Genomic DNA, 23195 nt, shown 5'->3' with positions numbered 1-23195 from the left:
AGAGGGAACCAGAGATTGATTGAAAGCCCCCTCTCCCGTAGGAGAGGGGTTGGGGGTGAGGGTTCTTCGCACATCGCGTAATCTACCTCCAGGATATTCGACTTTTAGCGTTTCACTTTTTACCCTTCATCATGATCGATCACGACGTAATCATCGTTGGCGGCGGATTAGCAGGTTCTCGTGCTGCTTTAGAAATTGTTCGCACAAACCCCAGTCTCAGCGTCGGCTTAGTCGCAAAAACTCACCCGATTCGATCGCACTCGGTTGCAGCACAGGGCGGCATGGCAGCAACCCTCAAGAATGTGGATGCAACTGACACATGGGAAGCTCACGCCTTCGATACGGTCAAGGGTTCAGATTATCTTGCTGATCAAGATGCGGTTGCCATTCTGACTCAAGAAGCGGCAGATGTTGTGATCGACTTAGAACACATGGGAGTCTTGTTCTCTCGCCTCCCTGATGGCAGAATCGCTCAACGCGCGTTTGGCGGACACTCCCACAACCGCACCTGTTATGCCGCCGACAAAACCGGACACGCCATTTTGCACGAGCTAATCTGCAACTTGATGAAACACGGCGTTAAAGTCTACGAAGAATGGTATGTCACCCGCCTGATTCTCGAAGAAGGACAGGCAAAAGGCATCGTCATGCGAAACATCCAAGACGGAACGCTGGAAGTTGTCAGAGCAAAAGCCGTGATGTTTGCCACAGGCGGCTATGGTCGCGTTTATAACACCACCTCTAACGATTACGCCTCGACGGGTGACGGGTTAGCCATGACCGCTATGGCAGGTTTGCCCCTCGAAGACATGGAGTTTGTGCAGTTTCACCCGACCGGATTGCCCGTCGGCGTTTTGATCTCCGAAGCCGTGCGCGGAGAAGGAGCTTATTTGATTAACAGCGAGGGCGATCGCTTCATGGCAACCTACGCCCCTTCTCGCATGGAGCTTGCCCCCCGCGATATCACCTCCCGCGCCATCACCTACGAAGTTCGCGCAGGTCGAGGAGTCAATCTCGACGGCACAAAGGGCGGTTCGTTTGTCTATTTAGACTTGCGCCACATGGGGAAAGAAAAGATCATGAGCCGCCTGCCCTTCTGCTGGGAAGAAGCCCATCGTTTTTTAGGCATTGATGCGGTGACGCAGCCGATGGCGATTCGTCCCACAGTTCACTACTCAATGGGCGGCATTCCGGTCAACACTGACGGGCGGGTGAGAAGCAGTGCGAATGATCTAGTCGAAGGATTCTTCGCAGCAGGAGAAGCGGCGTGTGTGTCAGTGCATGGAGCAAATCGGCTGGGCAGCAATTCGCTTTTAGAGTGCGTGGTTTATGGGCGCAGAACGGGTGCGGCGATCGCGCAATATATCCAAACCCGTAAATTGCCAGAGGTGGATGGCGATCGCTACATCACCGAAACTGAAACTCAAATTCAGACCCTCCTCGACCAGCCCGGACAGTATCGCATCGCCGAAATTCGCCAAGCCTATCAAGACTGCATGACTGACCACTGCGGCGTTTTTAGAACGGAAGAAGTGATGCGAACCGGACTGGCGAAGCTCAAAGAAATCCAGCAGAAATACACGCAAATTCGGCTCGACGACAAAGGCACACTCTGGAACACTGAAATCACAGAAGCCTTGGAGCTAAGAAGTCTGCTCGTTGTGGGTGACATGATCCTCACGTCTGCCCTCAGCCGACAAGAGAGCCGAGGCTCACACTTCCGCGAAGACTTCTCACAGCGAGACGATCGAAACTTTCTCAAGCACACACTCGCCTACTACTCTCCGGCTGGCATCGATCTCGACTATGTGCCCGTTGTTGTTAACATGTTTGAGCCACAAGAACGCAAATATTAAAGGAAAAACGGTTCGTATTAACGCGATCGAATACTACATCCGAGAAGTCAACCAGATTTTAGGAATTTTGATGGGTGCGATCGCCGCCGTCTCAACACTAGGATGCGCCGCTTAGGAAAAACTTTAATCGGTCGGCTCCAATGCATCATGGGGAGGCTGCTGACTCCTGCCGCTTTTAGCCGCTTCTAGCTTTTGCCGAATCGCCGTTTGAACTTTTTCATCGAAATCAGGGTCATCGGGACTCGCAATAATCCTGCGCGGACGCTGATTAATTCTGTCTAAATAGGCTTGAAAAGCGGCTTTATCTCCCCGATGCTTGAGAAAATACTGTTTCAATTCAGCGTCAGACATTGCATCATAATCAGTCTGGCTCATCAGATAACGCTCCGTTGGGCAAAATTTGGAACTCAAGCTCTTCGTCAGATCCAGCGAGGACGTACACATTGCGAGTTCGCATATCAACGCAAATTAGATGTACGGGTTGAAGCATCGTAAACGTCAATTGATATCCGATCCGATACAGACTCGCCAGTTGAGAAGCAGTGGGCATTTTGATTAGTCACACCATCTGCTGCTCATTTTAGCAATTGTTTCTAGTTAACCCTGCGATCGAAGACTACATCCGAGAAGTCAACCAGATTTCGGGAATTAACGATCTAACGTTAGTGATCATCGGCGGTAAGCAACCTCGAACTCAGCGCCAAGATCTTCCCTACTGTCCGTTGCCCCACGGTTGTTATACGGCGCTAATCTCCCACCTCCACAGATTTCCAACATCAGGATCGATAGTCTCTGATCCTTTGGTCATCCCGCACTTCTTCAATACTCTAGTCGATGCATTATGTTCTGCCAGTGTGTGAGCGCAAACACAGTCCACTAACTTTGACCCAAACGCTATCTCAATCAGCTGACGTGCCGCAGAAGTTGCAAACCCTCTGCCCTGATAATTTGGGGCGACAGAGTAACCAATCTCAATGGTGCGCTTAGAATCTGGAACTGATTTGAAGCCTCCAAGCCCAACCAACGCCTGGTCAGGACGAAAAAGAAACAGATACGGTAGCCAAGGATGCCAAATTTGCGAACCTTGCATCTGGTTCAAAATGTATTGAAGTGCCCCTTCAAAAGGCATATACCCATCGACCACTTGAAGCCCGTAAGCTTTTAGAAAAGCATCTGCGCCCTCAATCAACTTTTCAAGGTGTTCAACGGAGCAAGGAACAATTTCTACATCCATGATTCAGGCTTCCTCAACAGATAAGCTTCAAATGCTGCCCCAACTAAAACGCCAGCAGTATAACTGTTGTTGGGCTGAACGTTTCTGCCTATTATTCTAAAACCGATCGATAGACGGAAGGCTTCCACAGATCCCCCCAGATTTGCATAGATCGCTCTAAAAAAGCGGAACTTCGATCGCGCATCTCCCCAAAGACAAGTATAATTACATCAGTTTGAAGGGGAGTAGCTGCTGGTCAACAAACACCAGCCCACTTGAATCAACATACTGGTGATGAGCCTGGTTCAAGTGACAAATATGGGTCAGAGATTAGGGATCAAAGAATTGAGCAGACAAGCTCACTCTTCCCGAACCTGAAACCCAGTTTGCAAGCGAGACCTTCACTGAGTTCACATCTGATGTGAGCTTGGTGGAGTCGTTGCACCCTCATCAAGCCCACTCAGAAAATCTCTACACTGTTGATTCTGGGGAGCTTGAGAGCGTGTTAACTGCCTTTACTGCGGGTTTATTACTCATTACCGTCTCTGAGTTGGGCGACAAGACGTTTTTTATCGCCATGTGTTTAGCGATGCGTCACCGTCGCCGCTATGTGTTTGCCGGGGCTGTACTTGCGCTTGCTGCAATGACCATCTTGTCTGTTAGTTTAGGACGGGTCGTGTCACTGCTGCCCAGAGACTTGACTCATTACGCTGCGATCGTGCTGTTTGTCGCGTTTGGCATCAAGCTGCTCTACGACGCTCATCAAATGCGGCCTGAATGCAGCGATCGCACCCTAGCCGCCGATGACGACTATCTTGAGTGTGCTTCTGATGCAGAGCGAGACGCGATCGCCGCCATCTCTCAAGCCGAAGTCAAGCTCAAAAAGAAAACGCCCTTTGCGATTTGTTTAGAAGCGTTTGGGCTGGTTTTTGTGGGTGAGTGGGGCGATCGCACTCAGTTCGCTACGATCGCGCTGGCTGCTGCTCACAATCCCGTTGGGGTGACGTTGGGCGCGATTGCTGGACACACGATTTGTGCCGCGATCGCCGTGATCGGTGGCAAACTTATTGCTGGTCGCATCTCAGAACGAACTGTCACCCAATTAGGAGGCATTTTGTTTTTATTGTTTGCGGGGGTCGCTTGGTTTGAGGGCACTTAAAGACGCTCTAATGACGGATCTTTTTAGAGTGATTCATCTAATCTTCGACGCGACTCTCTGACGCTCGTTTCGATTTGGTTTGAGGGTTTTTGATCGCGCGACCGAGTCCCATCTGAGGGTTCAATCCGCCGCACTTGAATTTGATGCAATCGCGGCCCTTCAGCAGAAATCACCGTCAACTCACAGTTGCCATATTGCAGCGTTTCTCCCGGCCCCGGAATCTTTTGCCATTGATAAAATAAAAAACCGCCGATCGTCTGATACTCTTCCGCCAGGGGAAAGTCTAGATTCAGTTCTTCATTCACTTCTTCTAAATTCGTCTGCGCCTGAATTAGGAAGGTGTTTTCGTCTAAAATCTGAATCGAAAGTTCTCCATCACCCTGCGGTTCAGGGCTGTCTCCAATAATTTGACTGATAATGTCTTGAATCGTGACTAACCCCGCAGTGCCACCAAACTCATCGACCACGACAACCATGTGCATTCGCGATCGCTGCATCAAAGTCAGCAGTTCTCCTAAGGGCGTATATTCAGGCACAAATCGAGCCGGATGAATCCACGACTTAATCGGGCTGTCTAAGGTCAATGTTCCCTGCACTAACGGTTCTGCAAGCTCCTTAAAGTGAATCATGCCGCAGACATCATCCAGCGAGTCGCCAATGACTGGGTAGCGAGAATGCCCAGAGTGAGCCACTTCTTCTAGCAAATCTCGAACTGTGGCATCCACCCACAGCGTCGTCATACTCGGACGCTGGATCATGACATCAGTTGCCGGAACATCTCCAAACTCAAAGACATTACTCAAAATCTCGCGTTCTTCAGCTTCTAACCCCGTCGATTCGCTAGAAGTCGAGATAATAAGCTGCAACTCTTCAGGAGTCACCTGGTTATACCACTCCTGCCCGGTATATTGGATGCCGATCAGCCGCAGCAGCAAGCGCGTAGACTGATTGAGAACCCAGATAAATGGGTTAAAAAATCGAGCGATCGCCAAACTAAACGGGCCCAAAAATCGAGCGATCTCCTCCGCGTAGAGCATCGCCACCGCCTTGGGGCACAGTTCACCCAACACGATTTGCAAATAGGCAATCAGCAAAAACGCGAGGGGAATCGCCAGCGAGTGCGAGAGCGTTTGCACGACCGCGGGCGAAAACGGCAACTGAGCAATCCAGCTTGCGACGATGACTGCCATCGTGCTTTCGCCGATCCAGCCCAGCGCCAAACTCGACAGTGTGATGCCTAGCTGAGTCGTAGACAGTACCCGATCGATACTGCGCTGCAAATTCTGCACGGTTCGAGCTTGAACGTCTCCCGCGTCAACCAGTTGATTGATCCGCGATCGCCGCACGGAGACGATCGCAAATTCTGCTGTCACAAAAAACGCATTAATCGTGATTAGCAGCAAAACCGACAAAAACCTTAGCGCCACCTCAGTCCAACTCAGACTTTGAGGAACACTCGACACCAAACCGACCGCAAAAGGGGCAATCATTTGCGAAGAAAACCAATAAACAATGCACCGCGAGGGCAATCAGAAAAATTAGATGGCGTTCCGAATCTTGCTAGTTTGCGCTTACTTGACTGGGATGTCAGCCATCCGCAGTTGGAGCTTTTGATCAGGGTAGTCGGTTAGCTGGATCGAGATTTTTTGGGCTTTGTCAAGCAAGGCGGTCGAAAGCGAAACCGTTCCAGTAAATTTCTGATTATTGGGCGGCAACTCGGTTGGCAAACCATCGGTGTCGGCACTGAGCACTCGTCCCTGTTCATCCGTGATGTTTAAAAAGCTGTAGAGAAATTTAACCGATTGGCTGCCCTCGTTTTTCATCGAGACATCAAACACCACTGAGTCTCCCCGCCGCCGCACGCCGCTCACTTCTACGGTCACACCCTTGTCTTGACTGACGATCGGAAACTTGGCAGAATTAGTCACCTGTTTCTCTGGCTCTGGTTTGGGCGGGGCAATGCTGGCAGTTGCCGACTTTGCATTTCCATTCAAGCGCGTCTTCACCTTCTTGATAATGTCATCTTCTTGCAAAACCACTAGCGCGTCTGAGGTTCGGGTCGAGCCATTTTTCTTGCCCACTTTGTTAGTGGGGCGGGCATCGGGCTGCGTAATTCCCTTCAGGGCTTCTCGTCCGATCGCAAACCCCCAAGCCCCTGTCACAATGCCTGCACCAAACATCAAGGTCAGCAAAATAAAGGTGAGGGCAACTGTAGAATTAATTCGCATCGATCGTGATCAAGATAAGTGAATGCGGTTTGACCTGAATTGTATTCGCTAAACACGATCGAGAACACCCGCTATTAAAAAAAAATATCGCGGCTGAGAGACAACCGCGAAACTCAAGCTAAAATGTTACACAAACCCGTCTGCGCCGTTGACCGATTGGGGAGGTAGCGAACTCATAATTCGCCTTCAGGCTGGTTCGATTCCAGCACGGCGCATTGGTGAGATTTACCGCTCAAACACTCACTCAGAGCCGATCACGCGGTTGCTGACATTGGTTTTAGGAAGGGTCAAAATTGATGTGTTGTAAGGGTTTGGCAAATCTACCGTGCGAATAATCGGGCCGCTAGAGACTTGCTGATATAGCAGATCTCGATAGATCCGATGAACGTGAGCGGCATCACGAGCGATCGCATTCTCTGGAAATTTAGGCACCCCAATCAGCGCTCCGGTCTGTCGTCCGACATCCTGAAAACTTTCAGCCGACCCAAAAAACGCCCGATCGACCGCATCGGGAATGCTTACAAGAGGCTTAAACGTCGCTACAGGTTTTTCTTGAGCCATGGCTGCCGTAGAAACTGTAGAAGCAGCCGCTAGAGCCATTAGGCTCAACACACTCTTTGACCTCACATCCATAGAATTTGTCTCCACTATTCCGCTAAAGTTTAACTTTGGATTGATGTTTAAAACCAGAGTCTTGACCTGGTTCGCAACGCTATCTTCTCAATAATTAATAACTCTAGTTTGCCCTACCTATGACAAATCTGTCCCAATCTTCTGCAAACTTTCCTTGGGCGATCGCAGAGTTGCCTGCTCTTCGTCAAGCGTTATTGGATCTATTTTGTGAAGTCGCCTATCGAGAAGGCGATTTTTTGCTCTCTTCGGGTCAGAAAAGCACCTATTACATCAATGGCAAACAGGTGACGCTGCACCCTCAAGGCGGTTTGGCAGTCGGACGAATTTTGTTGCCCTACATTTCACCTGAAACCGTGGCGGTGGCTGGCTTGACCTTGGGCGCAGACCCGATCGTGACTGCTGCTAGTGTGGTCGCAGCTTATGAGGGGCGATCGCTGGCAGCGTTGATCGTTCGCAAAGAAGTTAAAGGGCATGGCACTCAGGCTTATATTGAGGGTCTGACTTTGCCAGAGGGTAGCCCGGTTGTGGTGTTAGAAGATGTAGTGACGACGGGGCAATCGGCGATGAAAGCGGTCGATCGGCTGCGAGAAGCAGGCTATCAGGTTGAAGAAGTGATTACGCTGGTTGATCGCCAGCAAGGCGGCGCAGAATTCTACGAGAAAGTAGGTGTAAAGTTTCAAGCCGTTTTCACGATTCAAGATCTGCAAAAACGCTGGCAGGAACTCCACGCCTAGCTTGAATGTGACAAAATCCATTCTTGTAAAATCGGGTTAACGAGTTCTGGCGCTTCGTCTTGGGGACAATGACCCACCCCTTCTAACGGAATAAATTTCTCGACTTGAGGATAGTTTGCAAAGGCTTTACCAAGCTCGATCGGTTCCCACGGGTCTTTTGCTCCCCACAAAATAATTGCTGGGCAAGGCAACTTTGGGAATAAATCTTCTGGCAACGGCCCTTGAGAATAGCCTGTGAATGCGACAAAAACGGCTGCTGCACCCTGATCGCGGGCGGCTCCCATCAATAACTCGACTAGCTCATCGGTGACGGCTTCCGATCGTCCATAAGCTTTCAGCAAAATATTACGCACCGTCTTGGGCTGTGCAAGTTGCTTAAAAAACAGATCGCCCACCCATTTTCGCTTGAGAATTCCTTGCAAGACGGGCGCACCCACCCGTTTGAACCAGGGTTGCCCAATGCGCTTACGATCGTGCAGCAATCTCAACGAACAGTTGATTAACGCCAATCCTCGTGCGATTTCTGGGTGATCGACGGCAGCCTGCATCACGGCAATACACCCGATCGAGTTTCCGACCAAAAACGCTGATTCACCCACAACTTCACGACAAAAATCTGCAATCTGCTGTCCCCACGTTTCAAACGTATAGTCAACTTGCTCGATCGGCACAGGCTTTTCTGATTTACCAAACCCAATTAAATCAAGCGCATAGACTCGGCAAGTTTTTGCTAACTCTGGCGTATTTTTGCGCCAGTGATAAAACGAGGCCCCAAAACCATGAATCAGAACGACGGCAGGCCCTTCGCTGCCTTGAGCCTGGTAAGCAATCTTAAAGCCTTTCCATATCCAGGTTTTATTGTCGATCGCGGGAGAAGCAGAAGTCACCATAGGACTCGATCAGAAAATTATGAACTTTTATGTAGTCTAGCTTAACGGTTAAGCGCTAAGTTCGATGCCCTTTAAACCTTGAACCTTTTTGTGTCACGATCGGATGCGATTACTATATAAAGTTTCACTCTTTCACCCTGTAAGTTGAGTTTATGGACACGATCGGAACTCAGATTGGCGGTTACGCTCCGGATTTTGAACTCCCCGGAATCGACGGCTCGGTGCATCATCTCGCTCGATATCTCGAACAGTCTCACGCCGTTGTAGTGGTGTTTATGTGCAACCACTGCCCTTACGTGAAGATGTATGTCGATCGTCTGAAGCAGATTCAAAGCGATTTTGAGGGGCAAGGCTTGACGCTGATTGGCATTAACCCCAACGATGCGGAGCAGTTTCCTGAAGACAGCTTTGAGAAAATGAAACCCTTTGCGGCAGGCAACCAAATCAATTTTCCCTACATTCGAGATGTCACTCAAGAAGTCGCGAATGCGTTTGGGGCAAAGAAAACGCCTCATGTGTTTCTGCTCAATCAGCAAGGTGTGCTTTGCTATAACGGCGCGATCGATGACAACCCAGAAGATTCAAAACCCGTCAAAACGAACTATTTGAGAGACGCGATCGCCAGAGTTTTGGCTGGAGAGGCGATCGCTCCCACCTCAACTGACCCGATCGGCTGTTCTATTAAATGGCGTAATAGTTAGGAATCAGAGACGCGATCGCTCGACATGAAGATTGTGTGGGTCGGGCATTGCTCTCGCAGGCAGAAATGATAAAAGCGTCTAATCTACTGCTATCTTTAGGTGAAAGCAATTGAAGTCACGCAAGTCATCGTTAAATGGGAATAACTTATCGGCGGATTCTGCTGAAGCTCAGTGGTGAAGCCCTGATGGGCGACCTATCCTACGGGATTGATCCTGCCGTAGTCAATGGGATTGCCGAAGAAGTGTCAGAAATCGCGGCCACTGGAGTGCAAATCGCGATCGTCGTCGGAGGCGGTAATATTTTTCGAGGAGTCAAAGGTGCGGCAGCAGGCATGGATCGAGCCACCGCAGACTACATTGGCATGATTGCCACCGTCATGAATGCAATGACCCTGCAAGATGCCTTAGAGCACCTTGGAGTGCCCACACGAGTGCAAACGGCGATCGCGATGCAAGAAGTCGCCGAACCCTACATTCGTCGCCGCGCCATTCGTCACCTCGAAAAAGGTCGGGTCGTGATCTTTGGGGCGGGGTCTGGCAATCCCTTCTTCACCACCGATACAACGGCTGCGCTGAGAGCGGCCGAAATTAGCGCAGATGTGCTGTTCAAAGCGACGAAAGTAGATGGGGTATATGATGCCGACCCAGCCCACAACCCCAATGCGCGGCGTTTTCAAAGTCTCACTTATTCGCATGTGTTGACCCACGATTTGAAAGTGATGGACAGCACTGCCATCGCGTTGTGTAAAGATAACAATATTCCCATCGTTGTCTTTGATTTGTCGGTGACAGGAAATGTGCGCCGCGCTGTGATGGGAGAATCTATCGGAACGATTGTCGGAGGTTTGTGTGAAGTTTGCTGATGTCGAAGACCATATGAAGAAGGCGATCGAAGCCACTCAACGGTCTTTTAATACCATTCGGACGGGTCGAGCCAGCACCAGTCTTTTAGATAAGGTGTCGGTCGAATATTATGGGACTCCTACGTCTCTCAAGGCTCTCGCTAATATCAGTACGCCTGATTCGAGCACGATTCAGATTCAGCCTTACGATCGAAGCAGCATGGCGCTCATTGAGAAAGCGATCTCAATGTCTGGTTTGGGGTTAATGCCCAACAATGACGGGTCAACGATTCGGTTAAATATTCCGCCCTTGACGAGCGATCGGCGCAAAGAACTCGTAAAACTGGCAACTAAATATTCTGAAGAGGGCAAAGTCTCGGTTCGGAATATTCGCCGTGATGCGGTTGATGCGGTGAAAAAGCAAGAGAAAGCCAAGGAAGTATCTGAAGACGAATCAAAAGATATTCAAGACAAAATTCAAAAGCTAACCGACAAATATGTCGCTGAAGTGGAAAGAGTTTTGGCAGAAAAAGAAAAAGACATTACAACGGTCTAATCTGCAAAGATTGAAGCCTCAATTTACGAGCGGTCAGGTGATGAATAATCAACTGCCGCTTTTTAATTTCCAGGTTTTTTGGGCTTCTCTTGAGGTTTTGTAGCGCGTTTGTCGATCGTATCTCGAATCGTTCCCTGGGCTGATTCATGCTCACCTAACGTACGGCTAAACACATGAGTGCCATCATATTTCGCGACAAAGTAGAGATAGTCAGTGACTTCGGGTGCTAACGTCGCTTTCAGACTCGCGAGACCTGGACTCGCGATCGGAGCAGGCGGCAGCCCAGCATTGATATAAGTATTGTAGGGAGACTCCACTTTCACTTGCTCTAGCGTCAGCGGCTGCTCTTTAGTCTGCTGAACGCCTAGCGCATATTCAACCGTTGGATCAGATCCTAACGGAATGTTTTGTTTTAACCGATTGGTAAACACCCCGGCGATCCGAGGTCGTTCGGCGGCGACTACTGCTTCTTTTTCGACAATGCTAGCCAAGGTTACCCACTGCGCCAGCGAGAACTGGGTGCGATCGCGCTCTTGATTATAGAGAGGTAATGCGACCTGCTCAAAGCGATCGAGCATTTGGGTAATCACCTCAGTCGGCGTAACTTGCGCCCCAGCAGAAATTTGGTAAGTATCGGGGTAAAGAAAGCCCTCTAAGCTCGCAACACCCGTCGGCAGCCAGGGATATTTGCCCGTTGGAAGTTGGCTGGCAGCGGTCAGAAAGTCTTGCGCCTTGAAGAACCCCTGTTGCTCAAAATAACTGGCCATTTGTCTGAGCGACCAGCCTTCAGGAATGGTGAAACTGCGTTGAGCGACTTCACCCGTCCAGATTTTTTGCGCGATCGCTTGCAGAGGTTCGGCGGTCGATAGCTCATAGTTCCCTGCCTGAAAGCCTCCATCTGGCTGCTTCCACATCAACCATCGGGCCCACAGTTCCCAGGCTTTTGCCGATTTAATTAGCCCTGCGGTCTCTAGTTCTTGGCCGATCTGCTGTGCTGAGGTTCCCTGCGGGATTTGAATTATGACTCGTTTGCCCTGCTGAGAAGCAGACTCGATCGCAGGCGCACTTGCCCAGCTCCACCAAGCCTGTACCCGCCATGCTGATAGACCTAGCACCGAGCAGATGATCAGCAGATAAAATGACCCTTTTGCAATGCGCTGGACAGCTTTCATGGTGATTGTCTGAATTGAACAAGTGAGAGATCGCCCTCGTCAGAACAAATAATCGATGCTCTGTCACCACTAGTCAAGACTGATTAGAAGTTCTAATGATTAAAATTGCCAGACTGCCCTTTATTAAGAACATAAGGACGCTCTGTAGAACGTCCCTACAAGCTCTCGATCGAGCCTCGACAGAAGACTACTCCATTGCATCAAAGAGTTGATCTTCAATCATCGGCAGCATCGGCTCGATTTTTTTCAGTTCTTCTGGAGAAAGTAAGTGAGGTTGCCCGTCTTCGTCCATTCTTGCCAGAATGAAGAAGGGATCAAGCGGGGCATAGATGGCATATTCTTGCTCCTCGTGATAAAAACTAGACAGAAGTTGAAGTTCTTCTTGCTCGTCTTCTGAGTCAGACTCAACGCCCGCCCATTCGTCTTCATCTTCGATAAAATCGGGCAAATCGCCTTCAACAGTCAGCACCACAGCCGTGCGCTTTAACGTGAGGTTTTGCTCTTCTAAAACCGCTCTAGCCGTCGGAAAGACTCGATTCAATTCTTCCTCATCTTCGACTAAGACGGCTTCATCTTCCTCACCATCTTCTTGCCAAGCAAAAACTTCTACAGGAGAGTCTACTGGAAGCAGCAAGACATACTCCTGCTCTTCGACCTCTAGGGAATGCTCGACGTAGCAGATCAGGGTTAGCCCTGCCTCATCGGTCAGGGTGACGGTGGGAGCATCCATATCAATGCTATCTTCATCCATTGGACTCTCTCTATCTCGATTCGACTTGGGCATTATGATCCTTGGCGCGATCGCACTTAGCTCTCAGAAAAGTATCCCTCAGAATGGCACCTTCTCTAAAGGGTGGAGCCTAAAGGTTAAAGGTTTGTTTACGCTTTGGCTCCGAGCCGCTCTTTGAGTTTCCGTTCATCTAACCATTGTTGCAAAATAATGGACGCTGCTTTGCGATCGATCAGACCTTTATTACGGGAAGGTGAAATGTTTTCGGCGTGAAGGAGCTGTTCTGCTTGGTAGCTGGTCAACCGTTCGTCTACATATTCGATCGGGAGGTTAAGGGCGTGAGAGATGGCTCTCGCAAATTTTTGCACTTGCTTTGCCTGGAATCCCAATGATCCATCCATCGTGTAGGGCAAACCAATAATTAAGATTTGAACTTGACGATCGTGGATCATCGCCTGCAATTCAGCAATGACTTGTTGAAAAGATTTGCGCTCGATCGTCGTTAGCCCGGTCGCGATCAGTCCTGTGCCATCACAGCCCGCGACCCCGATCCGCTTTTGACCGACATCTAGCCCCAAGGCAGAGACAAACTCCATACTCATACCTTGATCCCAGGAGGACGGCTCAACAGCAAGGATCTTCACCACGAGGTTCGGTTTTAGACGCTCGATTGACAAGATCTTGAACGCTGCTGCCAGATTCGGGAGATGCGGGTGGTTTTGCAGGGTGGGTGGAATCTGGCTTAGACTCTTCTCGCTTGATTGACTTGAGCAGTGAGATCCGTCCAGGAACGGGCTTGCGAGAGGGTTGAAGCCCTTGCAGCACGTCAGAAAGCTGTAACCCCTCTACGGCAGAAGGTTTTGCTTCTCGGAGCTTATGCCACACCGATCGGGACATTACCAGCGTGTGGGCGATGCGATCGGCTCCGACGCGTTCTAAATATTCTTCTCGCTCAGGCTGATAGTCTGATGATGACAGGTGCAACGCTTGTGCCGGGACTTCTTGCGTCACTCGCGCCATTTGAGCCATTAGCTCAGGATAGAGCCAGGTGTAGGCAGGGTTGACGGTCAGTTGAGCAACGTGAGGTTGAGAACCATCGCGGCACAACTGCACCTGAAAATATCCGATCGCCGCTTTGCGCTGTGGCTCAAACACATAGCCACTTACAAACTCAGTGCGGCTAAACAACTGTCTGACCCCTTCGGCGACTGAGCTAAACAAGCTGGTCTTAAAGTCTTGAATGTGCCGATCGAAGACTTGACGCACGAGCGGCGGCATTGCCATCGTGTCGAGTTGGTAGAGCAACTGAGCATCGGCGTTGCTGACGGGCAACAGATTGGGTAAATCTGGCTCTCGGTGCGACAACTCTTGCAAAAGCTCAGGAGAGATGCCCCAATAGGTCATGTGGGCCAGACGCTGAAACCCATTTTTGCGATAGAGCGCCAGCGCAGAATTATCGTGGATATCGATTTCTAAGATCCAAGTGCGGGCTTGCCAAACTTTTTCTAAACAATAGCGCAGCAGCAGAGAGCCAATATCGCTAGAAGTCACCAACGAGGTGGTCGGCACTTCTGATTCGGATGCTGCCTCATTTTGCAGAATAACGGGATCAACGGCAACGCGATCGACGCGCCAAGTCGTCCCCGTCCGGTTAAAGGGCGACACTTGAATCAATCCTTGAATTTGCTGGTTGAACTCTGCGACGTGGATGCAGAAAGAATCTTGAAAAGGATTGGGAAACAGACTGAGAACCTTGAGAATTCCATACCAGCGCCGAATCGCTAATGGCTTTTCTCTCACCATTGAGCAATTGGGGCTTTCTGCTTCTGATGCCTCTGCACAAAGCTGCTCGACCGATTCTAAATCGCGATATTGGATTGGTCGAATCACGATATTATTTGTCTGAGGAAAGGCTCGAATCATGGTGTTAAAGCGGCTATTCACCCTCAGGGTAGGAGTTTGGCAGAAAATCTGGGTCAACCCTAAGGGATATTCATTGCCAAATTTAGACAAATCCCTAATGAGTGCCAGCAGACTCAGGCTTGACAGAGGCGCGATCGAGCAGCGACTCAGTGGGACGGATCAGGACGACAGGGGTTTGCTCATCGGCATTCCCAGCCGGGTTTGTGATCAGCGCCTGTTTGAGAAAGTTGATCGATAGATTAGAGGTCGCTGCCAATATCTTAACTGCTTTCAAGTCATTCACGTCTACGATCGCAGCAGATAGCCCAGTTTCGCGCTGAATTTGATCCACAATTCCCTGGGCGTTATCGGGCCCAAGCACGATAAATTTGTCGTAGGGGGGCAGTGTTCCGGTTACGTCATCAATCAGTCGAGCTTGATCGCCTGCTACCCGATAAAAGAAGCCAGGTTGACCAAAAAGTTTCCCGATCGCGCCTGCGACAAAGGCGACAAACACGCGCCCGGGCCCGACGATGTTAATTAAAGTCTGTAAGCCGCAGGCAGTCGCCAAACTCGAAGTCGGCAAAAACAGATAGCACAAGCGAGTCGCCAGCCATCCAGGATGAATTTCGCTGGGGTGAATAAATCGCCCTTGCATAATGGCGAGGGGCGACTCTCCGATCGTCACTACGTCTCCAGCTTGAGCATGGGGCACTACGTAACGACGCACGACTTCAACGGGATCATCTAACTCAGTGAGCAGGTGAGTGCGAATCGGCAAAACGTCCGAATTAGCGGCAGGTCGCCAGCGCTTAGAGTCATCGGTGCTAGGAAACTTGAGCGGCACTACGATATGGCGAGTTTTAGGAATTCGCCCTTGAGGCCCGTAAGTGACGTAATGAATCTGTACCCAGGCCACTTTAAGGTCGCTCAGGTCTTGTCCTTGAACGTCGATCGAGATCTCGATCGGGTCTTCTCCCCCGACTTTGACGATCCGGCTTTCCCAATAGTGATCACTTCTAGCGGTTGCTTCGGTGTGACGAGGAATAATGTGAGTCGTCGTGGTGACTCCTTCTAAGCTGCCAGATGTGAGTAGCGTTACCTCGGCTCGAATCTCTGGCACCATCACTTCGAGGCGACGGGTGCGGTTGCGAAACTCTAGATTGCCTACCAGCAGATATCGCTGCGGCTCATAGAGGTCAAACTCCCACTTGCCAGCAGTTAGTTCTAAATCATTGCCGGGACGCTGCCGATATTGCGCTTCGAGGGCTACCAGGATCAGGATGACTAAGGCGATCGCGCTGCCGATGATGCCAATGAAAACGCTCTCGATGATTCCCACGAGTTCTGACTCTAATTAACGTTGTAACAAAGTCTAGAACAAAAGGGTTCAGATTTCAGGTTTCAATCTCACCCCTGCTAAAATCTCGTCAATGACTTCTTTAACGATTGATGGAGACGTTAGTCCCAAGAATCTGATTTTTGGGCAACGATCGGGAAAGAGTCAAAACAAAAATTGTTTCAGCGGTAGTCAAGTAGTCGAAGCGACAGTCTAGCAAGTCGCCCTACCAGGGCGTGCTATCTAATTAAGTTGCAGTTACGATTTGCGTGGTTAGGGAGCCGTATGACTATGAAGGGTTCAATAATCAACGGTTCCCTAATGCCCAATTTTCTAGAGTTGAATGGTAATTTTGTTGTGCAACTCCTCCACTTGAATCAGTGAACCATTGCCCAAGACGATGTTGAACTTCGCTAACGATCGCTCAACTTGATAGCCCGGCAACACTCGAACAATCTGATATTCAGTCGTCAAGTCACTCGTGCCATCCCATTTGAGCAATGCTAGCTGATTGGATGCAATCTCACTCAGTTGCGAAACAAACTCTTCAATGCTGTCCCTCACATTCACGAGAATGCCAGACGAAAGGAAGATATAACGCTCTTGCAAATCCAAAGTCACACTGACTCGATAACGTTTTTCGGTTGAGCAGCGCAACTCAACGGTGAACGAAATCGAGCCAGGAACGATCGTCCTAACTCCCATATTATTTTGTCCTCTTGGTTAATTCAAAGAGGACAAAAATGCTGATTGATCAGACATTCCATTGGGATGAAAAGAGTATGCAGGATCTTGATTCCAGCCTTTCAAGATCCCATAGCAAAGCCGACGGTGTACAATCATGAACGCCTCCTGAGTTACTGACTCTAACTAGGGATGGAAGTCCTCGGAGTCTGATTTGGTAGATCAGGCTTCGGGGCACAACTTCATCACTGCGATGTATTCTACAGGAGTTTTTTGTTTTTTGGAATCTTTAAAGTCTTAATTTTTGCAGGTGCAGTTAAGCATCCAACGGACTTCTCACGCCGCGCCCACCTCGGTTTAGCACATGCGTATAAATCATGGTTGTCTTCACATCTTTGTGTCCCAACAACTCTTGGACGGTGCGAATATCGTAGTCATTGTGCAGCAAATGTGTGGCAAAACTATGGCGAAACGTATGGCAACTAACGCGCTTTTGAATCTTTGCCAAACCAACTGCTTGTTTGAGGGCTTTCTGCACATTCGATGCATGGAAATGATAACGACCGACTTGATCGCTCTGAGGATCACGATTGCGGCTTTTGGCAGGAAAGACAAATTGCCAAATCCATTGACGATTTGCATTCGGATATTTGCGATCGAGCGCATAAGGCAACACCACCGCCCCATAACCCTGGTGCAAATCCATCTCATGCCAACGTTTGACCGTTTGCAAGTGTTGAGTTAACGGCTCAATTAACCGATCGGGCAACGGCGTGACTCGGCTTTCCCGCCCTTTTGTGTCTCGCACAACGATTTGATGTTGGGCAAAATCCAGGTCTTTGACGCGCAGGTTCAAACTTTCCCGGAGCCGCAACCCGCTGCCATACAGCACTTGGACGATCAGTTTCGGAACTCCACTCATTTGGTTGAGAATCGCGAAGGTTTCCTCTCGCGACAATACGGTCGGCACATAGCGAGTCGTTCTGGCTCTGAGAGCATCTAGATTCCAATCGGTGTCTCTTTGATACACGTCTCGATAGAGAAAGATTAACGCGCTGAAGGCTTGATTTTGAGTGGAAGCAGCCACCCGTTGATTAACTGCCAGATGCGTCAGAAAGGCTTCCACTGCCTCGCGCCCTAGATCTCGTGGGGGAGTCATGTGGTGAAACTGAATAAACTCTTTAATCCAGCGAGTGTAGCTTTTTTCAGTTTCATAGGCGTAATGGCGACGGCGAAACTCTTCATGAAGGCGCTCAAACAGTTTGGGCGAGGTAGACATTCGTATTTGCAATAAGCCATTTGTGTAGTAAATATCACATACTCTTCGCTAAAGATGCTCTGAGAATTCACGGAAAAGTCTTCGATAAGATCCCACAGCGGCAATATCATCCGCAAAAATTCTCGATAATGTCCCTCAGCGGCGATATCACAAGAAAATTTTCTCGATAATGCTTGAATCTAGACATTACTGAGAAAAAATTCGATATAAGTTGTTATGCCGCCTTAAGTTATCTGTGGGGACATACAGGAAGATTGTCTATTGGTGTTTAAGGTCAAGTTAGTGTGAAGTAGTTGATAAGGGGGTGCTTTGAGGCTTTGAGGTTTGTAGTGAGAGAATGACAATAAACTTCGTTAAACTTCGTTTTGAGTAATTACTTCGCATTTTTACAAAAATCATGCCAATTTTTGAAAACGAAAAATTTTCGATCAGTTAAAGGAATTGGCAGATATGGTGTCAATCCGTCAACAAGAATGTGCCGCTCTTGCTGATCTATTATCAAAAGAAGGACAATCGCTTTTAGGAAGAGCAAAACTACCAAAAATTATAATTATTGTTTTAGGAGCTTTGGTAGCAACCAACACGGTTGCAGAATTAGTAATGATAAACTTAAAAAGCCCTGAAACGGTTAAGCAAGTAGTTATGATCATATACACTTGCTTGGGAGTTGTTATTTCAGTGACGGCTGCATTAGATGTCGCATTTCGGTTTGAAGAAAAAGCTTCTAAGCTGATGGCACTATCTTCGTCGTGTCTTGATTACAATCGAAATTTCATGATTGACTTTAAAAGAAATGTTGATAAGCAAAAGCCTGAAGTTACAATTGTAAAGCTTGAGGCACTAATTGATTCTCAAAATCAAAATCTTGCCAATATTCACAGTTCGGCAATTGAATTAGGTGTCAATTCAATTAGAATAGCTAACAAGTACAAAATCTAGTGAAATGGCTTGGGAGTAAGTCATTTAGGATTGTAGAAGTCAATTTAATCTCCACAACTGAATAAACTTGAATGCGGTGTAACAAAGCCCATGTGCCTGATTGGCGAGAGTTGATCGGTTTGATGGAAATGCTGTCTACGGCAGATGACGAACACCGTTATGCACTTGACTCTTCGACACAGTATTCTTGAGGTTTAACAGAGAGGAACCCATAATATGAGTCCCAATTTATGGATTGGTGTGTACAGACGGCTTGATAATAGATTTGAAGGGTTGAGCGACAACTCTCCACGTGCGCTCGAATTGCACAATCGTCGAAAAAAAGCTCTTCATGATGCACTTGAGGATGATCCTAATTGGAGGGTAGAAGTCTGGGGTTACACCGACGATGATGTACCCCATGAGTTTGTCGAGATTGCCATCGCTATCATCGCGAATCCAGCATTTCAGGCATCTGTGACCCTCGCACTTGGTTATATTGGTGGCAAGCTTCTTGATGCGGCAGTCGATGAAGTGTTTATCGAACCTTTAAAGGAAATGATTCGTAGACTTTGTGATAAGCAGAAACAGGAGGAAATTCTAGACTTTCATATCAAACTTCCTGATGGGACTACAATTCGGTGCGATCCGAAGAACAATGATGCTGTGATAACACTTCATTACAGTGGTGGTAAGCTCCTTACAGTTATGTATAATGCATCACAAGAGGAAATCAACAAATTGAAGGACTGATTAAACAATGAGTCATTGTTAAAATGATGGCAAGGAGGAGACAAAATGAACATACCCATCACCGACGAGGTAATTGAGCAGTTAAGAGCTATGCCGCAGCACTTACAATGGCGGGTGTTGGAATTTGCCCAAGCACTGGCGAAATCTCAAGTTCGAGGTACTTCAGGGCAGCAACTGCTGCGTTTCGCAGGTTCCATACCGCCTGAAGATCTCCAGTTAATGTGCGAGGCAATTGAGCAAGGCTGTGAACAGGTAGATGTCAATGAGTGGTAGGTACTTGCTGGATACCAATATTATCATTGCTCTCTTTGCAGATGAAGCAGCAGTCAAAAACAACCTTGCTCAAGCCAACGAAGTTTTTATTCCAAGTATTGCCATTGGTGAGTTATGTTATGGCGCAAGGAAATCGGGGAGATTCCAAGCAAACTTAGCAAGAATTGATGAGCTGGTTGCTAGCAGTACAGTGCTTGGGTGTGATACTGAAACTGCTCGACAGTATGGTGAGGTCAAAAACAAGTTAAGACTCAAAGGTCGTCCGTTACCTGAAAATGATATCTGGATTGCAACCCTTGCATCACAACATAATCTGATTTTGGTGACACGTGATGCTCATTTTCAGGAGGTCGAGAATCTGCAAACAGTAACTTGGTGAGTATCGCCCTGCGGCATAACAATCCTAGTGCAGCGGACGGTATCGTGATCTTGGTGGTAATGCCAAGGTTATCTGCCGCCGCTGACTAGGAACGTTAGATCGACAGCCCTTGACCTGGTAATTGTGTTCACATAACTATATTGAAGGTGCAATTTGATATGCTCTGCTATGGAGCCAGCTTACCCTACATCAGGAGATTGAATGTTCTTTGATACGTGGCAGGGATTAGGGCGCGTCATTGTTGTTGGCGTTTTGGCTTATGCAGCACTCGTGATCTTTCTTCGATTTTCGGGGAAACGCACACTCTCGAAGATGAACGCCTTTGACTTAGTTGTAACTGTTGCTCTCGGTTCAACACTTGCAACAATCCTCCTATCAAAAGATGTAGCACTCGCTGAGGGTTTGCTTGCCCTCTTGTTGCTGATTGCACTCCAATTTACCGTAGCGTGGCTATCTGTGCGTTTTCCCACGATTCAACAGCTAGTCAAGTCGGAGCCAACGCTCTTATTTCACCAGGGACAAATGCTACAGAGTGCGCTCCGCTCACAACGGGTAACTCCTGAAGAAGTACGTGCTGCCATTCGCACCCAAGGTATCAGTCAGATGAGTGAAGTTGAGGCGGTAATCCTGGAAACTGATGGTAGTTTTAGTATTCTTCGTACTACTGCCCAACCAGCAACTACTGCCCTTAATGATGTCAATAATTATCCATCCCCTTCTGCATAAGAGTAGTCCAAGTAATTGCCGTCTAACAACTGTATTGCAACGGACGGTGTTAAAGATCTTGGCAGGGATGCAAGAATACTAGCCGCCGTTGAACACAACCGTTGTGCCGCTTAGTCCTCAATGAATCAACTCTTTGCCTCTTTGTTCACTCTTCAATCTCATCAAGGGTAGATTCCCCGCCCCTTGGGGCGTAAGAAGTACTAAAAAAAGCGGCTGTTTCATACTCCGTCCGCTTGCGGCGGAGTTGTTGATTTGCTGTTAAAAATAAGTTAGCTATGGATGCCGCAATAGCAGGCTTGATTGGGGCTGCAATTGGTGCAGTAGCTGGGATGGCTGGAACACTGATTACAAGTTATCTACAAGCGAAACAAGAACATGCAAAATGGATACGCGATAAGCGTGTAGAAGCATATTCAAATACAATCAGGTATTTGGTCAGGGCACTAAATAAACGATCAAGCCTTGCCATTGAAGGTAGCACTCTTACAAGTGTGATGGGCAAGGATGTAATAAAGGAATGGTTTGATGATTTGAGCGAAATATTGGTTTGGTTATCTGCTGTGTCCATATATTGTTCAAAAAATCAGCAATCAAAAATTGCCCATACCACCCAAGTAGTTAACAAAGCTGTGTGTGATTTTGTGAATTCTGGCTCAGCAACATCTGATCTTCAAAATGTGATTTCGACTGCGTTAGGTATTGTAGAAGAATGTGCGCGGCAAGATGTAGGTAGAGTAGTCAAGTGAGTCGGTGAGATGAGCCAAATTCGAATCTCGATTCGAACAATAGCCCCTAGGTGATTTGAGGATATAATTACAAGCAAAGACTGGCAGTCGTTTGGCTGAATTTGTTATGACATTAACATCCCGAATTGTTCATAGCGACCCCGATATTCTAGGGGGAACTCCTGTTTTTGTAGGAACTCGTGTGCCAATGAGAACCCTGCTTGATTATCTTGAGGCTGGTGATTCATTAGAGGTATTTCTAGACCATTTCCCTAGTGTCAGTCGAGAACAGGTGATCGCAGCCCTTGAATTAGCCAAGGAAATGTTGACAGCCTATGCGAATCCTGCTTGATGAATGTGCCCCACGCCCGTTAAAGCGTGAGCTTGCCAATTACGAGGTACGCACAGTTGTTGAGATGGGATGGTCAGGGAAAAAGAACGGTGAATTGCTGAGGCTTATGAGCCAAGAGGGTTTCACGATTCTCCTCACTACAGATCAAAATTTGCGTTATCAGCAAAATCTACAGCAGGCTGGAGTGGCAGCTGTTGTTCTTGTAGCATCCAGTAACAAACTTTCTGACTTACTTCCCCTGATGCCAAATGCTCGTAGCGTGTTGGATACAGTTGCTCCAGGAGAAGTGATTGAAGTTGGAGGCTCCTGAAAGTTGTGTCAGCGATCGCGGCATAACAACCCGGCTGGAGCGGACTGAAGGGAGATCTCGGTGGAGATACAAAAGTTACTTGCAGCCGCTCAGCCGGAACGTTAGACCGACAGCGCCATTTAGTTCACTTGTACTATATACTAAAATCTTCGTGACGCTACGATCTAACTAGCGTTGGAACCGACAACCGAATTTGCATTCTTCGTAAGTGAGCCGCAACCGCCTGCGGTTGCGGCTCAACTAGGTTATGTGGCTAAGCTCAGATCTTGCACCATTCTCAAGAAGGGGTTGCCAAACGGCTGAAAATCTGAAAGAAAGGGCGTAGAAGTAATTTGGTTTGACGGTTATGGAAACCATCTTTGAGTACGCCCAATCGCTAGTCTATACCTTGCTCGGATTGATGCCTAGTCCTCATCAGCGCAGCAGTCTCGAAGCGCTGCTCGGACTGTTTCTACAAGCCCAAGGACAAGCCATCCCTGCCCACTGCACCAGCAAATCCGCGAGTGCCTTGAGTCGCTTTCTCAATCGCTACGACTGGTCAACGGTAGGAGTGATTCGCGCCACGCGCCGCGCGATGCTCAACCAAGTTTTGCGGCACCTGCCTCCCGGCATGACCACGTTAAAAGTGATCCTTGACCTGACGACGCTGCCCAAGTGTGGCAAGTTTGCTCACCTGGCAACGAGTTTACCATCGGAGGTTGGAGACGACAGTGCAACGGTGCAGACTGACCCCTGGGTGCGGGTACTCAATGGCAAACGGGGGTTGCATCTAGTCATGCTGTATCTGGTCATCGGACAGTGGCGAGTGCCCTGGAGCTTCTGCATCTGGCACGGCAAAGGG

29 protein-coding genes, 1 tRNA gene and 1 pseudogene are annotated in these 23195 nt (G+C 48.6%); 17 read left to right on the top strand and 14 right to left on the bottom strand.

The window, feature by feature from the left end; genetic code table 11:
• Positions 1–131 precede the first annotated feature (131 nt).
• Together C7B65_RS18410 and C7B65_RS27925 are read left to right on the top strand one after the other, a co-directional pair.
• Complete coding sequence (locus C7B65_RS18410; protein ID WP_073074144.1) at positions 132–1856, top strand: succinate dehydrogenase/fumarate reductase flavoprotein subunit; 1725 nt, start codon at positions 132–134, stop codon at positions 1854–1856.
• Positions 1831–1971 carry a hypothetical protein gene (locus C7B65_RS27925; protein WP_181314434.1) on the top strand — a complete coding sequence of 47 codons (141 nt, stop codon included), beginning with the start codon at positions 1831–1833 and terminating at the stop codon, positions 1969–1971. The genes C7B65_RS18410 and C7B65_RS27925 overlap by 26 nt, the downstream gene beginning before the upstream one ends.
• A gap of 8 nt (positions 1972–1979) precedes the next feature.
• Here C7B65_RS27925 and C7B65_RS18405 read toward each other — a convergent pair whose 3' ends face one another.
• From C7B65_RS18405 to C7B65_RS18395, 3 genes are all read right to left on the bottom strand, one after another.
• Positions 1980–2231 carry a DUF6887 family protein gene (locus tag C7B65_RS18405; protein WP_073074143.1) on the bottom strand — a complete coding sequence of 84 codons (252 nt, stop codon included), beginning with the start codon at positions 2229–2231 and terminating at the stop codon, positions 1980–1982.
• Positions 2218–2406: a DUF6888 family protein gene (locus C7B65_RS18400; protein ID WP_073074142.1), complete on the bottom strand. Its 189-nt coding sequence runs from the start codon at positions 2404–2406 to the stop codon at positions 2218–2220. Before C7B65_RS18400 ends, C7B65_RS18405 begins: the two co-directional genes overlap by 14 nt.
• A 186-nt stretch (positions 2407–2592) precedes the next feature.
• Complete coding sequence (locus tag C7B65_RS18395) at positions 2593–3090, bottom strand: GNAT family N-acetyltransferase (protein WP_073074141.1); 498 nt, start codon at positions 3088–3090, stop codon at positions 2593–2595.
• A 481-nt stretch (positions 3091–3571) separates the two neighbouring features.
• On the opposite strand from C7B65_RS18395, the gene C7B65_RS18390 reads away from it, so the two are divergent.
• Entirely contained in the window at positions 3572–4228 is a 657-nt protein-coding gene (locus C7B65_RS18390) for a TMEM165/GDT1 family protein (protein ID WP_073074167.1), read from the top strand.
• A gap of 23 nt (positions 4229–4251) precedes the next feature.
• On the opposite strand, the gene C7B65_RS18385 is transcribed toward C7B65_RS18390, so the two are convergent.
• Together C7B65_RS18385 and C7B65_RS18380 are read right to left on the bottom strand one after the other, a co-directional pair.
• The gene (locus C7B65_RS18385) at positions 4252–5718 is read right to left on the bottom strand and encodes a hemolysin family protein (RefSeq protein WP_073074140.1); all 1467 of its coding nucleotides are present in this window, start codon (positions 5716–5718) and stop codon (positions 4252–4254) included.
• Positions 5719–5799: 81 nt separating this feature from the next.
• Positions 5800–6456, bottom strand: coding sequence for a hypothetical protein (locus C7B65_RS18380; protein ID WP_073074139.1), 657 nt, complete (start codon positions 6454–6456; stop codon positions 5800–5802).
• Positions 6457–6598: 142 nt separating this feature from the next.
• Here C7B65_RS18380 and C7B65_RS27920 point away from each other — a divergent pair.
• Positions 6599–6671, top strand: a tRNA-Ile gene (locus tag C7B65_RS27920).
• A 25-nt stretch (positions 6672–6696) separates the two neighbouring features.
• Here the strand turns inward: C7B65_RS27920 and C7B65_RS18375 are convergent.
• On the bottom strand, positions 6697–7089 hold the full coding sequence (locus C7B65_RS18375; RefSeq protein WP_143162080.1) for a hypothetical protein: 393 nt from the start codon (positions 7087–7089) through the stop codon (positions 6697–6699).
• Positions 7090–7208: 119 nt separating this feature from the next.
• On the opposite strand from C7B65_RS18375, the gene pyrE reads away from it, so the two are divergent.
• Entirely contained in the window at positions 7209–7823 is a 615-nt protein-coding gene (pyrE, locus tag C7B65_RS18370) for an orotate phosphoribosyltransferase (protein WP_073074137.1), read from the top strand.
• On the opposite strand, the gene C7B65_RS18365 is transcribed toward pyrE, so the two are convergent.
• A complete protein-coding gene (locus C7B65_RS18365) occupies positions 7820–8713 on the bottom strand; it encodes an alpha/beta fold hydrolase (protein ID WP_073074136.1) in 894 nt (297 codons plus the stop codon). The two genes, pyrE and C7B65_RS18365, sit on opposite strands and share 4 nt — an antisense overlap.
• A gap of 152 nt (positions 8714–8865) precedes the next feature.
• Here C7B65_RS18365 and C7B65_RS18360 point away from each other — a divergent pair, with 152 nt between their 5' ends.
• The 3 genes from C7B65_RS18360 (at position 8866) to frr (ending at position 10812) form a co-directional block, all read left to right on the top strand.
• Positions 8866–9414, top strand: coding sequence for a thioredoxin family protein (locus C7B65_RS18360; protein ID WP_073074135.1), 549 nt, complete (start codon positions 8866–8868; stop codon positions 9412–9414).
• Positions 9415–9548: 134 nt separating this feature from the next.
• Positions 9549–10277 carry a UMP kinase gene (gene pyrH, locus C7B65_RS18355; protein ID WP_073074134.1) on the top strand — a complete coding sequence of 243 codons (729 nt, stop codon included), beginning with the start codon at positions 9549–9551 and terminating at the stop codon, positions 10275–10277.
• Positions 10264–10812 (top strand): ribosome recycling factor, encoded by a 549-nt coding sequence (gene frr / locus C7B65_RS18350; RefSeq protein WP_073074133.1) that lies wholly within the window; start codon positions 10264–10266, stop codon positions 10810–10812. Before pyrH ends, frr begins: the two co-directional genes overlap by 14 nt.
• A gap of 62 nt (positions 10813–10874) precedes the next feature.
• Here the strand turns inward: frr and mltG are convergent, their stop codons facing one another.
• The 7 genes from mltG to C7B65_RS18315 form a co-directional block, all read right to left on the bottom strand.
• Positions 10875–11984, bottom strand: coding sequence for an endolytic transglycosylase MltG (gene mltG / locus C7B65_RS18345; RefSeq protein ID WP_073074132.1), 1110 nt, complete (start codon positions 11982–11984; stop codon positions 10875–10877).
• Between the two features lie 187 nt (positions 11985–12171).
• On the bottom strand, positions 12172–12735 hold the full coding sequence (locus tag C7B65_RS18340; RefSeq protein WP_073074131.1) for a DUF3727 domain-containing protein: 564 nt from the start codon (positions 12733–12735) through the stop codon (positions 12172–12174).
• A gap of 128 nt (positions 12736–12863) precedes the next feature.
• Positions 12864–13361 (bottom strand): Holliday junction resolvase RuvX, encoded by a 498-nt coding sequence (ruvX, locus tag C7B65_RS18335; RefSeq protein ID WP_317615833.1) that lies wholly within the window; start codon positions 13359–13361, stop codon positions 12864–12866.
• A complete protein-coding gene (locus C7B65_RS18330) occupies positions 13339–14727 on the bottom strand; it encodes a GNAT family N-acetyltransferase (protein ID WP_244913235.1) in 1389 nt (462 codons plus the stop codon). The genes ruvX and C7B65_RS18330 overlap by 23 nt, the downstream gene beginning before the upstream one ends.
• A 4-nt stretch (positions 14728–14731) precedes the next feature.
• Positions 14732–15958 carry a F420-0:Gamma-glutamyl ligase gene (locus tag C7B65_RS18325; protein ID WP_223257441.1) on the bottom strand — a complete coding sequence of 409 codons (1227 nt, stop codon included), beginning with the start codon at positions 15956–15958 and terminating at the stop codon, positions 14732–14734.
• A gap of 330 nt (positions 15959–16288) precedes the next feature.
• Complete coding sequence (locus tag C7B65_RS18320) at positions 16289–16660, bottom strand: hypothetical protein (protein ID WP_073074128.1); 372 nt, start codon at positions 16658–16660, stop codon at positions 16289–16291.
• Between the two features lie 295 nt (positions 16661–16955).
• Positions 16956–17918 carry an integron integrase gene (locus C7B65_RS18315; RefSeq protein WP_073074127.1) on the bottom strand — a complete coding sequence of 321 codons (963 nt, stop codon included), beginning with the start codon at positions 17916–17918 and terminating at the stop codon, positions 16956–16958.
• A gap of 450 nt (positions 17919–18368) precedes the next feature.
• Between C7B65_RS18315 and C7B65_RS18310 the strand changes: the two genes are divergently transcribed.
• From C7B65_RS18310 to C7B65_RS18270, 9 genes and pseudogenes are all read left to right on the top strand, one after another.
• On the top strand, positions 18369–18857 hold the full coding sequence (locus C7B65_RS18310; protein ID WP_073074126.1) for a hypothetical protein: 489 nt from the start codon (positions 18369–18371) through the stop codon (positions 18855–18857).
• Positions 18858–19073: 216 nt separating this feature from the next.
• Positions 19074–19589 (top strand): hypothetical protein, encoded by a 516-nt coding sequence (locus C7B65_RS18305; protein ID WP_073074125.1) that lies wholly within the window; start codon positions 19074–19076, stop codon positions 19587–19589.
• A gap of 45 nt (positions 19590–19634) precedes the next feature.
• A complete protein-coding gene (locus tag C7B65_RS18300; RefSeq protein WP_073074124.1) occupies positions 19635–19862 on the top strand; it encodes a hypothetical protein in 228 nt (75 codons plus the stop codon).
• 4 nt (positions 19863–19866) lie between these two features.
• Positions 19867–20241 carry a type II toxin-antitoxin system VapC family toxin gene (locus tag C7B65_RS18295; protein ID WP_244913234.1) on the top strand — a complete coding sequence of 125 codons (375 nt, stop codon included), beginning with the start codon at positions 19867–19869 and terminating at the stop codon, positions 20239–20241.
• Positions 20242–20442: 201 nt separating this feature from the next.
• Entirely contained in the window at positions 20443–20967 is a 525-nt protein-coding gene (locus tag C7B65_RS18290; RefSeq protein WP_073074122.1) for a DUF421 domain-containing protein, read from the top strand.
• Between the two features lie 275 nt (positions 20968–21242).
• On the top strand, positions 21243–21713 hold the full coding sequence (locus C7B65_RS28435) for a hypothetical protein (protein ID WP_219898639.1): 471 nt from the start codon (positions 21243–21245) through the stop codon (positions 21711–21713).
• 106 nt (positions 21714–21819) lie between these two features.
• Complete coding sequence (locus C7B65_RS18280; RefSeq protein WP_073074121.1) at positions 21820–22044, top strand: DUF433 domain-containing protein; 225 nt, start codon at positions 21820–21822, stop codon at positions 22042–22044.
• A complete protein-coding gene (locus C7B65_RS18275) occupies positions 22028–22354 on the top strand; it encodes a DUF5615 family PIN-like protein (RefSeq protein ID WP_073074120.1) in 327 nt (108 codons plus the stop codon). The genes C7B65_RS18280 and C7B65_RS18275 overlap by 17 nt, the downstream gene beginning before the upstream one ends.
• Positions 22355–22700: 346 nt before the next feature.
• Positions 22701–23195: pseudogene (locus C7B65_RS18270) on the top strand (hypothetical protein); the annotation flags it as partial.

It is taken from the genome of Phormidesmis priestleyi ULC007 (genome assembly GCF_003003695.1).
GTDB lineage: Bacteria > Cyanobacteriota > Cyanobacteriia > Leptolyngbyales > Leptolyngbyaceae > Phormidesmis_A > Phormidesmis_A priestleyi_A.
The sequence above is the reverse complement of the archived record's forward strand: the minus strand, read 5'-3'. Positions and strand labels throughout refer to the sequence as shown.